At 41.8% G+C, this 12522-nt stretch carries 10 protein-coding genes; 8 read left to right on the top strand and 2 right to left on the bottom strand.

Annotated elements, in window-relative coordinates:
• Positions 1 to 43: 43 nt before the first annotated feature.
• Both rnpA and rpmH read right to left on the bottom strand, forming a co-directional pair.
• Positions 44 to 409: a ribonuclease P protein component gene (gene rnpA, locus BK139_RS21575; protein ID WP_048010274.1), complete on the bottom strand. Its 366-nt coding sequence runs from the start codon at positions 407 to 409 to the stop codon at positions 44 to 46.
• Positions 410 to 547: 138 nt separating this feature from the next.
• Positions 548 to 682 carry a 50S ribosomal protein L34 gene (gene rpmH / locus BK139_RS21570; RefSeq protein WP_019382473.1) on the bottom strand — a complete coding sequence of 45 codons (135 nt, stop codon included), beginning with the start codon at positions 680 to 682 and terminating at the stop codon, positions 548 to 550.
• A gap of 1050 nt (positions 683 to 1732) precedes the next feature.
• On the opposite strand from rpmH, the gene dnaA reads away from it, so the two are divergent.
• From dnaA to BK139_RS21530, 8 genes are all read left to right on the top strand, one after another.
• Positions 1733 to 3079 carry a chromosomal replication initiator protein DnaA gene (gene dnaA / locus BK139_RS21565; RefSeq protein ID WP_076262912.1) on the top strand — a complete coding sequence of 449 codons (1347 nt, stop codon included), beginning with the start codon at positions 1733 to 1735 and terminating at the stop codon, positions 3077 to 3079.
• 176 nt (positions 3080 to 3255) lie between these two features.
• Positions 3256 to 4392, top strand: a complete 1137-nt coding sequence (gene dnaN / locus BK139_RS21560) for a DNA polymerase III subunit beta (RefSeq protein WP_076262910.1) — start codon at positions 3256 to 3258, stop codon at positions 4390 to 4392.
• 291 nt (positions 4393 to 4683) lie between these two features.
• The gene (gene yaaA / locus BK139_RS21555; protein ID WP_274578479.1) at positions 4684 to 4911 is read left to right on the top strand and encodes a S4 domain-containing protein YaaA; all 228 of its coding nucleotides are present in this window, start codon (positions 4684 to 4686) and stop codon (positions 4909 to 4911) included.
• 41 nt (positions 4912 to 4952) lie between these two features.
• Positions 4953 to 6071, top strand: coding sequence for a DNA replication/repair protein RecF (gene recF / locus BK139_RS21550; RefSeq protein WP_076262908.1), 1119 nt, complete (start codon positions 4953 to 4955; stop codon positions 6069 to 6071).
• Positions 6072 to 6080: 9 nt separating this feature from the next.
• Positions 6081 to 6329, top strand: a complete 249-nt coding sequence (gene remB, locus BK139_RS21545; protein WP_035328336.1) for an extracellular matrix regulator RemB — start codon at positions 6081 to 6083, stop codon at positions 6327 to 6329.
• A 120-nt stretch (positions 6330 to 6449) separates the two neighbouring features.
• The gene (gyrB, locus tag BK139_RS21540) at positions 6450 to 8372 is read left to right on the top strand and encodes a DNA topoisomerase (ATP-hydrolyzing) subunit B (RefSeq protein WP_076262906.1); all 1923 of its coding nucleotides are present in this window, start codon (positions 6450 to 6452) and stop codon (positions 8370 to 8372) included.
• A 141-nt stretch (positions 8373 to 8513) separates the two neighbouring features.
• Positions 8514 to 11039, top strand: coding sequence for a DNA gyrase subunit A (gene gyrA / locus BK139_RS21535; RefSeq protein WP_076262904.1), 2526 nt, complete (start codon positions 8514 to 8516; stop codon positions 11037 to 11039).
• Positions 11040 to 11135: 96 nt separating this feature from the next.
• Complete coding sequence (locus BK139_RS21530) at positions 11136 to 12206, top strand: HD-GYP domain-containing protein (RefSeq protein WP_076262902.1); 1071 nt, start codon at positions 11136 to 11138, stop codon at positions 12204 to 12206.
• The last annotated feature ends 316 nt before the right edge of the window (positions 12207 to 12522 follow it).

Genomic DNA, 12522 nt, shown 5'->3' with positions numbered 1-12522 from the left:
CTTTTAAAATGAAGTGCTTCATAATAAAGATAGATAACGATTATTAGTTTTTAGTATTTCCAAGTCCCGGTTTATTCAAAACCCGCGAAACCTTCAATACATGGATCAGACTCTTTTTCACCTCATGAAAATCCATTTCTGCCACCGGTTTCCTCGCAATGACGATCAGATCATATTGCGGCTTTATTTCTTCCTCCAGTTCTAAAAATGCCTGGCGGATATACCTTTTGATCTGGTTCCTCATGACGGCATTGCCAATTTTTTTGCTGACAGAAAGCCCGATGCGAAAATGGTTCTGCTCCTCTTTTCTCAAGATGTAAACGACAAATTGGCGGTTGGCGAATGACTTTCCCTTTTTAAAGGCCTCTTGAAATTCTTTATTCTTTTTTACACGGAACTCTTTTTTCATGTCATCACCTACTCAGAAAAGCGCAAGCGCCTAGGGTCACCCCCTGCATCTTGAGGGGGCTGGCGCTGGAGCTGGACTATTATCTAATTTAGACATTTATCTTTACATGGAAAAAAAGACCACTGACGTTTCAGTGGCCTAAGCAGATAATACTTTTCTTCCTTTGCGGCGGCGGCGAGCTAGAACGTTACGTCCGTTCGGAGAGCTCATGCGGCTGCGGAAACCATGAACCTTGCTTCTTTTACGCTTGTTTGGTTGATAAGTTCTTTTCATATATGACACCTCCCTGAGGAATTGCTGTTAAAGACAGTCTTTCTAATTATATAGATGTAACTAGAAAATTGTCAACTATGCATATAAGTCAATCTGCCTTCAATGGCAAAAATATTCGTTTTGGCTCTTTCTTTCATAAATTGTTTTTCTTATAAAGTTAGTCCGTTGATTTCCGCTGCGGGCACTTGCTTTCCGCGGGGAGTAACGAGAGCCTCCTCGGCTTCGCCTGCGGGGTCTCTCGATCCCTCACTTCCCGCAGGAGTCAAGTACCCTCCGCTCCAATCAACTCAGCAGTTGAGATTTATATAAAAAACAACGTACGACAATATAAAAAAATTCTTTGCTGCTCTTTCTCTTTTTGCATATCTGAAAGAACCCACTCAGAAAGTTTACCTTCTTTTCGCCTGAATGTCATCCTAAAATTTCATTTTTCCACGTTTTTCTCATTTATCCATTGTAAAAGCTTTTCTAGGAGACTGCAAATTTTTCCGGACGCGGGATGATCTGTCCGCTAAAAAGGGCAATTACATTCCAAGTTCATCGGAATAGATTTCCCCCCAAAAAAAGGGCTGTGGATAAAATTTCGACAAGTTTTTTATTATCCACATCACATATTGACAGGTTTTGCACACAACCAGAGGCTGTGGACAATTTTTATGAACAGGGATGGGCATGTTGTGGATAAGGGTTTAAAAAGCATTGCAGTCAAAAGTATTATCTGTTATCATAAATGTGTTTTCACACTTAATAAATCATTGTGCATATCTTCATTATCCACAGATTGTGGATAACATGTGGACAGGTTATCCAAGGGGTTTGTAAAAGTTTGTCCACAGACAGTGGATACTGTCGAAATTCCACTTTACTTCCTTATTATATGATTTTCCACATAAACAGTTTCGTATATTTATAAACTTCAGGGTTATACAGCGTGTGTAACCTATCGTTTTTGTGGCGCGAAACAAAGAAAAAGCCGAGATGTCCATAGAAAGGCATTTGAGCTTGAACGTAATTTAAATATCAATTTTAGATGGAAAAGGAGGGATATCATTGGAAAACATTGCGGATCTTTGGAATAATGCTCTGGCCAATATCGAGAAAAAAATCAGCAAGCCCAGTTTTGATACATGGCTGAAGTCGACAAAGGCACATTCTCTGCAGGGAGACACTTTAGTCGTTAAGGCCCCGAATGAGTTTGCCCGTGACTGGCTTGAAGAGCGTTATTCCCAGCTGATCTCCGGAATTCTTTATGACATTACCGGTGAAGAATTAGGAGTGAAATTCATCATTCCGCAAAATCAGAGTGAAGAAGAAGTCGATCTTCCTCTTCCGCCAAAAAAGAAAAGACAAGAGGAAGAACAGCCGGAACTGCCTTTAACGATGCTGAACCCGAAGTATACATTCGACACGTTTGTCATCGGATCCGGAAACCGATTCGCCCATGCAGCGTCACTTGCTGTAGCAGAGGCACCGGCGAAGGCATATAATCCTTTATTTATTTATGGGGGAGTTGGACTCGGAAAAACTCACCTTATGCACGCAATCGGCCATTATGTATTAGATCATAATCCATCAGCTAAAGTCGTATACTTATCTTCCGAGAAATTTACGAACGAATTTATTAACTCGATCCGAGATAACAAAGCGGGCGATTTCCGCGATAAATATCGAAATGTGGATGTTCTTCTTATCGATGATATTCAGTTTTTGGCTGGAAAAGAACAGACGCAGGAGGAATTTTTCCATACTTTTAATACATTGCATGAAGAAAGCAAGCAGATCATTATTTCAAGTGACCGTCCTCCAAAAGAAATACCGACACTGGAAGACCGTCTCCGCTCCAGATTTGAATGGGGACTAATTACTGATATTACACCTCCTGACCTTGAAACGCGTATTGCCATACTGCGTAAAAAGGCCAAAGCGGAGGGACTTGATATTCCTAATGAGGTTATGCTTTATATTGCCAATCAGATTGACTCCAACATCCGTGAGCTTGAGGGTGCTCTGATTCGTGTAGTAGCATACTCCTCTTTAATAAATAAAGATATTAATGCCGACCTTGCTGCAGAAGCTTTAAAGGATATTATTCCAAGCTCCAAGCCAAAGGTCATTACCATTCATGAAATCCAAAGGGTGGTTGGGGAACATTTTAATGTAAAGCTTGAGGATTTTAAGGCGAAGAAACGGACAAAGTCTGTCGCATTCCCCCGTCAGATCGCCATGTACCTGTCCCGGGAATTAACCGACTTTTCTCTGCCTAAAATAGGAGAGGAATTTGGCGGAAGGGACCATACGACCGTCATTCATGCCCATGAAAAAATATCAAAGATGCTTCAGTCTGATTCACAATTTGAAAAGCAGCTGAAAGAAATCAATGAAATGCTCAAGGTATAATGTGTATAACTTGACCTAACTTACACACAGTCTGTCCACATGTGGATAGGCTGTGTTTCCTTTCAAAAAATGCAGTTATCCACATACTAACAGGCCCTACTAGTACTTCTACTATTTTTTTATAAAAAATATATATATTCAATACGCCATTAAAATATGCTTGGAGGATTTAAAAAATGAGATTTATAATCCAGCGCGACCAGCTGGTCCAAAGCGTCCAGGATGTTATGAAAGCTGTAACAAGCAGAACGACTATTCCCATCTTAACGGGGATTAAAATCGTTGCTTCTGAAGAAGGAGTTACATTAACGGGAAGCGACTCTGATATTTCCATTGAATCTTTTATTCCTAAAGAAGAAGACGGAAATGAAATTGTTGAGATCAAACAGCCTGGTGCCATCGTGCTCCAAGCGAAGTTCTTCAGTGAAATCGTTAAAAAGCTTCCAACTGACAGCGTGGAGATAAGCGTGGAAAACCATTTACAGACAGTCATCCGCTCAGGTAAATCTGAATTCAATCTTAATGGTCTGGATGCTGAGGAATACCCGCACCTGCCTCAAATTGAAGAAGAAAAAATGTTTAAGATTCCTACGGACCTATTAAAAGCAATGGTTCGCCAAACTGTTTTTGCAGTGTCCACCTCAGAAACACGCCCTATCTTGACAGGTGTAAACTGGAAGGTGGAAAACGGCACATTAACCTGTATTGCAACAGATAGCCACAGATTGGCTTTACGAAAAGCGCAGATCGAAACAACGGCCAGCGAAACCTACAATGTGGTTATTCCAGGAAAAAGCTTAAGTGAATTAAGCAAAATTCTTGATGACAACAATGATTTAATCGATATCGTTATTACTGAAAACCAGGTTCTCTTTAAAGCCGAGCATCTGCTGTTCTTCTCAAGGCTGCTTGAAGGGAATTATCCTGATACATCCAGGCTGATCCCTTCAGACAGCAAAACAGATGTGGTCGTCAATACTAAAGAATTCCTGCAGGCTATTGACCGTGCCTCTTTACTTGCAAAAGAAGGCCGTAACAATGTGGTCAAGCTTTCTACAATCGATGGCGGAGTAATCGAAATTTCATCCAACACTCCTGAAGTCGGAAAAGTAGTCGAAGAAGTGCAGAGCAAATCCGTAGAAGGCGAAGACTTAAAAATCTCCTTCAGCGCGAAATTCATGATGGATGCCCTAAAAGCGCTTGAAGGCTCTGAAATTACCATCAGCTTCACCGGCGCCATGAGACCATTCATCATCAAACCGTTAAACGATGAATCAATACTCCAATTGATTCTTCCAGTTAGAACTTATTAAGAAAAAGCTGCCGGCTGAGCCGGCGGCTTACTTTTTTATAGCTGATCTTTGATGCATAACCATTTTTCAATAACTGAGTTGATTGGAGCGTTGAGGAGGCTCCCGGCACTTTGCATTAGCTTAAAAGCTGCCAGAATATTGGCCAACACCAGGGGAATAATGAAAATAACGGGCTGCATGCGACTTTTCTTTGTGTATCTGAGATTTATTTAGTAAAATAGAATATTAGATACCATTCTGAAATTGTTTTGCCAAAGTGCAGAAAAAAACTGCAGCGCTGGAAGTCGGACAATGGGAAAGAGTGAAAATATGACGGAAATTCAAATTGATACAGAATATATTACGCTGGGCCAATTTTTAAAAGCCGCTGATGTGATTCAAACAGGCGGAATGGCCAAATGGTTCCTGAGTGAATACGAAGTCTTCGTCAACGGCGAGCAGGATCAAAGACGGGGAAGAAAGCTAAGAACCGGGGATAAAATCGAAATTCCGGATGTCGGTGAATTTACGATCGTCTAAACGCCGTTTTTAGCGTTAATATTTTAAAGGATGTAGCGTCTATGCATATAGAGCAGTTGCTGTTAAAGAATTACCGGAATTACGAAGAGCTTGAAGTCAATTTCGAAAATAAAGTGAATGTAATTTTGGGAGAGAATGCCCAGGGAAAGACAAATGTCATGGAATCGATCTATGTGCTGGCAATGGCAAAGTCACATCGGACATCAAATGACAAAGATCTTATTCGCTGGGATCAGGAATATGCTAAAATAGAGGGAAGGGTTCAAAAAAGGCAAGGATCCCTGCCCATGCAATTAGTCATCAGCAAAAAAGGCAAAAAAGCCAAATGTAATCATATAGAGCAGCAGAAATTAAGCCAGTATGTCGGCAACATGAATGTTGTGATGTTCGCGCCTGAAGATCTCCATCTAGTGAAAGGGAGCCCTCAAGTAAGGCGTCGTTTTATTGATATGGAGATTGGGCAGGTTTCACCTGTCTATTTGCATGATATCAGCCAGTATCAGAAAATCCTCCAGCAGCGCAACCACTATCTGAAAATGCTCCAGATCAAAAAGCAGACCGACCATACCATGCTTGAGATTTTAACAGAGCAATTCATTGAAATGGCTGCAAAGATTGTTTCAAAGCGCTACGAGTTCCTCAGACTCCTCGAGAATTGGGCACAGCCGATCCATGAAGGAATTTCAAGAGGGCTTGAGACCTTGAAAATTGAGTACAAGCCTTCTGCTGAGGTATCAGAAGTACAAGATTTGTCGAAAATGGTTAAAGTATACCAGGATAAATTCGAAAAAGTGAAAAACAGGGAAATAGACCGCGGCGTCACTATGTTTGGTCCGCATCGCGATGACCTGATTTTTCATGTGAATGGGCGCGATGTACAGACATTCGGTTCACAGGGCCAGCAAAGGACGACGGCTCTATCGGTCAAGCTTGCTGAAATCGAACTGATCCATTCTGAGATTGGGGAATATCCCATTCTGCTGCTGGATGACGTCCTCTCGGAATTGGACGATTATCGCCAGTCCCATTTATTGAATACCATTCAAGGAAAAGTACAGACGTTTGTTACTACTACAAGCGTTGATGGGATAGACCATCAGACACTTAAAGAAGCAGCAGCGTTCAATGTGGAATCAGGGAGAATCAAGAAGATTCAGTGAGGTGATCGCATGTACATCCATATAGGTGAAGATGTGCTGGTCCGGGCAAGGGATATTGTCGCTATTATTGATAAAGAAACAGTCCTTGCTTCCGAGTATGCAAAAGAGCATAAGGAGAGCCGGGAGGAGTCAGTTGTGAACCTCGCGAAGGGTTCCTATAAATCTGTGGTCGTCACAACAGAAAAGATCTATTTTTCTCCGCTATCCTCAGGCACGTTAAAAAAACGATCCCATAAATTAAGTGTTCATGAATTTTAAAGACCTGCCGGATCCATTAGGGAAAGAGGCAAGTCTGGTGAAAAATATAGTTTGGCTCATTCATATGCCAGGCTTTTTTATAGATTAGTGAAATAGAAAGTGCAGGTGACCGATGTGGCAATGGAGCAAAAGGCAGTGCAGGAACAATCCTATGATGAGAATCAGATACAGGTACTGGAAGGTCTGGAAGCGGTTCGGAAGCGTCCGGGAATGTATATCGGTTCAACAAGTGCCAAAGGGCTTCACCATCTTGTTTGGGAAATAGTCGATAATAGTATAGATGAAGCACTGGCAGGCTATTGTTCTGAAATCAATGTGATTATCGAAAAGGATAATAGTATAACGGTAGTGGATAACGGACGTGGTATCCCAGTCGGAATCCATGAAAAAATGGGGCGCCCGGCAGTCGAAGTCATTATGACGGTTCTTCATGCAGGCGGTAAGTTCGGAGGCGGCGGATACAAGGTTTCCGGAGGTCTGCATGGTGTTGGTGCTTCTGTAGTTAATGCGCTATCAACTGAACTGGAAGTATTTGTTCATCGTGACGGCAAGAAACATTATCAGAAATTTGAGCGCGGCGTTCCAAGTGCTGATCTTGAAGTGATTGGGGAAACCGATCACACAGGAACTACCATCCACTTTAAGCCGGACAGCGAAATCTTCACTGAAACGCTTGAATATGATTATGAAACCCTTGCAAACCGTATTCGTGAGCTGGCTTTCCTGAATAGAGGATTAACCATTACGATTGAAGATAAACGTGAGGAAAATAAGAAAAATCAATATATGTACGAGGGCGGCATTAAATCGTACGTTGAACATTTGAATAGAACGAAAGAAGTTCTTCATGAAGAACCCATTTATATTGAGGGAGAACGTGAAGGCATTACAGTTGAAGTCTCCATTCAGTATAATGATGGCTACACAAGCAATATTTATTCTTTTGCCAATAACATTAATACGTATGAAGGCGGAACACATGAATCAGGGTTTAAAACCGCTCTAACAAGGGTCATTAATGACTACGCCAGAAAAAGCGGTTTATTCAAAGATAATGATGCGAACCTTTCTGGGGAAGACGTCCGTGAAGGTTTAACGGCGATTGTATCTGTTAAGCATCCAGACCCGCAGTTTGAAGGACAAACTAAAACGAAGCTTGGCAATTCAGAGGTGCGTACTGCAACTGATACGATTTTTGCGGAAGCTCTTGAGAAGTTCCTGCTGGAAAATCCATCGGTAGCCAAGAAAATTGTCGAAAAGGGATTAATGGCCGCACGTGCCAGACTGGCAGCTAAGAAAGCCCGTGAACTGACCAGAAGAAAGAGTGCTTTGGAAGTATCAAGCCTGCCGGGGAAACTGGCCGACTGCTCATCTAAAGATGCTTCCATATCGGAACTTTACATCGTTGAGGGTGACTCTGCCGGCGGCTCAGCCAAACAGGGACGTGACCGTCACTTCCAGGCAATCCTGCCATTAAGAGGGAAAATCCTTAACGTTGAAAAAGCCCGGCTGGATCGAATTCTTTCCAACAATGAAGTGCGGGCTATGATTACTGCAGCCGGTACAGGGATTGGCGAAGATTTTGATATTGCAAAAGCCAGATATCATAAGATAGTGATCATGACGGATGCCGATGTGGATGGAGCCCATATTCGAACATTATTATTAACCTTCTTCTACCGTTATATGAGACAAATTTTAGAAGCGGGCTATATTTACATTGCTCAGCCGCCGCTGTATAAAATACAGCAGGGCAAGAAGATTGAATATGCCTATAATGAACGCCAGCTTGAAGAAGTTATGAGCACCATGTCCAGCCAGCCTAAGCCGAATGTTCAGCGCTATAAGGGTCTTGGCGAGATGAATCCAGGCCAGCTGTGGGAGACAACGATGAATCCCGAAACAAGAACACTGCTGCAGGTGAGCCTTGAAGATGCCATTGAAGCAGATGAAACGTTTGAAATATTAATGGGCGATAAAGTGGAACCACGCCGAAACTTTATTGAAGAAAACGCCCAATATGTAAAAAACTTAGATATATGATCAAAAGCCAGGATAGGATGACTATCCTGCTTTTACATAAGAAAGCGTCACTTTCTGAGTACAACGATAATCTAATAAATGTTTTACAAATTAAGAGGCTATGGGTAAATTCCAAGTCCCTCAAAAAGGGAGGTTCTTTATATGGCTGATACGCCAAGGTCCCAAATAAAAGAAATTAACATTAGCCAGGAAATGCGTTCATCATTCCTGGATTATGCCATGAGTGTAATTGTTTCACGTGCCCTTCCGGATGTACGTGATGGCTTAAAGCCGGTGCATCGCCGCATTCTTTATGCGATGCATGATCTCGGCATGCATTCAGATAAGCCTTATAAAAAATCAGCTCGTATCGTCGGAGATGTAATTGGTAAGTATCATCCGCATGGTGACTCTGCTGTTTATGAAACAATGGTGCGTATGGCACAGGACTTTAACTATCGATACATGCTGGTTGATGGACACGGCAACTTCGGTTCAGTGGATGGCGATTCTGCAGCTGCCATGCGTTATACAGAAGCACGTATGTCCAAAATATCAATGGAGCTTTTACGGGATATCAATAAAGACACCATTGATTATCAGGATAACTATGATGGGGAAGAGAAGGAGCCGGTCGTATTGCCTGCCCGATTCCCTAATTTGCTGGTCAATGGAACCTCAGGAATCGCTGTCGGGATGGCCACTAATATTCCTCCCCACCAGCTTGGTGAAGTAATTGATGGGGTTCTAGCCATAAGCAAAGACCCTGAAATGACTATTCCGGAACTAATGGATATCATCCCTGGACCGGACTTTCCGACTGCCGGAATGATTTTAGGAAGAACCGGAATCCGCAAAGCCTATGAAACTGGCCGCGGTTCAATTACTTTGCGTGCTAAAGTAGATATTGAAGAAAAGGCCAATGGCAAAGAGACCATTATTGTACATGAAATTCCATATCAGGTTAACAAAGCAAAGCTGATTGAAAAAATTGCGGAACTTGTCAGAGATAAGAAAATTGATGGTATTACCGACCTGCGTGATGAATCTGACCGTAATGGAATGCGAATTGTCATTGAAGTCAGAAGAGACGCAAATGCAAGTGTATTATTAAATAATCTCTATAAACAAACTGCCCTTCAGACAAGCTTTGGAATTAATATTCTGGCATTGGTGAATGGACAGCCTAAGGTTCTGAATTTAAAGCAGTGTCTTGAGTATTATTTAGAACATCAAAAGGTTGTTATACGCCGGCGGACACAATTTGAATTAAGAAAAGCAGAAGCCCGCGCACATATTTTAGAAGGCTTAAGGATCGCCCTTGATCATCTTGATGAAGTTATTAGTCTGATCCGCAGCTCACAGACAACTGATATTGCACGAGAAGGCTTAATGACCAAATTCAATCTTTCCGAAAAACAGGCTCAGGCTATCCTGGACATGCGTTTGCAGCGTCTGACAGGCTTGGAGCGTGAAAAGATTGAAGAAGAATATGCAAACCTTCTGGCCCTAATTGCAGAATTAAAAGCTATTTTGGCTGACGAAGAAAAAGTACTGGAAATCATCCGTGAAGAATTAACGGAGATCAAGGAAAGATTTAACGATAAACGCCGGACTGAAATAGTCGCAGGCGGCATCGAAAACATTGAAGACGAAGACCTGATCCCACGCGAGAATATTGTCCTGACACTAACTCATAAGGGATACATTAAGCGTCTTCCAGTCTCGACTTACCGCGCCCAAAAACGCGGAGGGCGGGGAATCCAGGGAATGGGAACAAATGAGGATGATTTTGTGGAACACCTCATTACCACATCCACACACGATACCATTCTTTTCTTTACGAACAAAGGAAAGGTTTATCGCGCTAAAGGATATGAAATACCTGAATTCAACCGTACAGCGAAGGGGATTCCAATCATTAACCTTCTTGGAGTGGACAAAGATGAATGGGTAAATGCGATAATTCCTGTTGAAGAATTTGCCGATGATTGGTTCCTGTTCTTTACCACTAAACAGGGGATTTCCAAGCGTTCACCATTATCATCCTTTGCGAATATCCGCAATAATGGCTTAATTGCTTTAAATCTGCGAGAAGATGATGAATTAATTTCAGTGCGTCTGACAGATGGCAGCAAGGAGATCATTATTGGAACCAGCCATGGCATGCTGATCCGATTCCCTGAAGAAGATGTCCGTTCAATGGGAAGAACGGCAACTGGTGTTAAGGGAATTAACCTAAGCAATGGCGATGAAGTTGTAGGCATGGAAGTTCTTGAGGATGACAGCCAAGTCCTGATTGTAACCAAAAACGGCTATGGGAAACGTACTCCTGCCGAAGAATACCGTGTTCAGGGCAGAGGCGGTAAAGGAATCAAGACCTGCAACATCACTGATAAGAACGGAAGCCTTGTTTCCATGAAAGCTGTCACAGGGGAAGAAGACGTTATGCTTATTACAACAGGCGGCGTACTGATCCGTATGGCAGTAAGTGATATTTCCACCATGGGAAGAAACACGCAGGGTGTCAGACTCATCCGCATAAATGAAGAAGCAGGCGAAGCGGTATCGACTGTAGCCAGAGTTGAAAAAGAAGAGGAAAAAGATGATGAAGAATTAACAAAGCCTCTTGAAGATGCGGATTCACTTCCAGAAGAAGAAGTAACTGGCGATAATAGCGAAGAATAACTGGAATAAATTTCGAGGAACACAGATTTGTGTTCCTTTTTTTTGTCCAAATAATGTAAAATAGTAAAAAAGACTCACATTTGGAGTGTGGTAACAGTGCGTGTACCCATACAGGAATTAAGAGAAGGCTGCATCTTATCGGAGGATGTTTTCAGTTTGACGAATCGCCCTATTATCAGCAAGAAAACAGTGCTGACGAAGGAACTGCTGGATATTATGAAAATATTTCTGATTGAGGAAGCAGAAGTTGAAACTACCATGGTCAGCGGAAAGTCAATGACTTCTGCCGGAAACATGGATGAAACCGAAATTGAAGTGGAATCAAGTTATATTAATACATTCCTAAAAGGCGTTCAGCATTTCAAAAGGGAATTCACATCCTGGCAATCAGGCCTTCCGGTGGATATCGCCAAAATAAGAAATATTATGATTCCGCTGATTGAAAAAATGGAGAAAAATCCCTCCATTATCTTTTCGCTGCATCATCTTTCAACAAATGAAGATTATTTATACCAGCATTCAGTAGCAGTGGGAATGATCAGCGCCTTTATAGGAAAAAAACTGAATTTTAATAAGGGAGAAGTTGTGCAGCTTGCCCTGGGAGGGTGCCTGGCTGATGCTGGCATGGCTAAAATAAACCCATCCATTCTGCACAAAAGCACTACATTAAACTCCGAGGAATTTGAAGAAATAAAAAAGCATTTGACCCTCAGTTTTAAAATGGTTCAAAATATCTCTTTGTTAAGAGAAAGCACTAAGATCGGCATTATTCAGCATCATGAGCGTCTGGACGGCAGCGGTTATCCGTTTGGAGAACAAAGCAGCAAAATCAATCAGGCTGGACGAATCATTGCTGTTGCGGATGCATTTCATGCCATGACTTCCCAAAGGCTCTACAGAAGGAAGCAATCCCCGTTCAAGGTGCTTGAAATGCTGATACAGGACAGCTTCGGCAAATTTGATATTCCATCCATCCAGGCGCTGGGCTCCGGCATCATGACTTTTTCCATTGGCAGCCTGGTGAAGCTCTCGGATGGCCAGACTGCAGAAATCCTTTTTATAGAAGATAAATCACCAACGAGACCCCTTGTAAAACTCTTAGAAACCGGCGATATTATTCATTTAGAGAAAAACCGCCAGATATTTATTGATGAAGTATTAAAATGACGGCATCCCGCGGTCATTTTTTTATATAATTCCTTTACTTTAAAAAAAATTAAGTTTCTATTAAAAAGTACTTGCAATTAATAGAGAAGGGCTGGTATACTTATTCAAGTCAGCAAGAGATAAACAACATCAAATTGATGAGAAAAAACTTGTTGACATTGATTATCAGAAATGATATATTAATTAAGTCGCCTAAAGCGGCAGATTGATCTTTGAAAACTGAACGAACAAAACGTCAACGTTTAAATCATTAGTCTTTTTCGAAAAGACAACTCGAGCTTAATCAACTCTTATATGGAGAGTTTGATCCTGGCTC

This window comes from Paenibacillus sp. FSL R5-0490 (genome assembly GCF_001956215.1).
Classification (GTDB): Bacteria; Bacillota; Bacilli; order Bacillales; family Cytobacillaceae; genus Cytobacillus.
The sequence above is the reverse complement of the archived record's forward strand: the minus strand, read 5'-3'. Positions and strand labels throughout refer to the sequence as shown.

Coding starts and splice junctions, on each gene's coding strand:
- dnaN (WP_076262910.1), top strand. CDS start 3,256: ATGAGATTTATAATCCAGCGCGACCAGCTGGTCCAAAGCGTCCAGGAT.
- rpmH (WP_019382473.1), bottom strand. CDS start 682: ATGAAAAGAACTTATCAACCAAACAAGCGTAAAAGAAGCAAGGTTCAT.
- gyrB (WP_076262906.1), top strand. CDS start 6,450: ATGGAGCAAAAGGCAGTGCAGGAACAATCCTATGATGAGAATCAGATA.
- recF (WP_076262908.1), top strand. CDS start 4,953: ATGCATATAGAGCAGTTGCTGTTAAAGAATTACCGGAATTACGAAGAG.
- gyrA (WP_076262904.1), top strand. CDS start 8,514: ATGGCTGATACGCCAAGGTCCCAAATAAAAGAAATTAACATTAGCCAG.
- yaaA (WP_274578479.1), top strand. CDS start 4,684: ATGGGAAAGAGTGAAAATATGACGGAAATTCAAATTGATACAGAATAT.
- rnpA (WP_048010274.1), bottom strand. CDS start 409: ATGAAAAAAGAGTTCCGTGTAAAAAAGAATAAAGAATTTCAAGAGGCC.
- remB (WP_035328336.1), top strand. CDS start 6,081: ATGTACATCCATATAGGTGAAGATGTGCTGGTCCGGGCAAGGGATATT.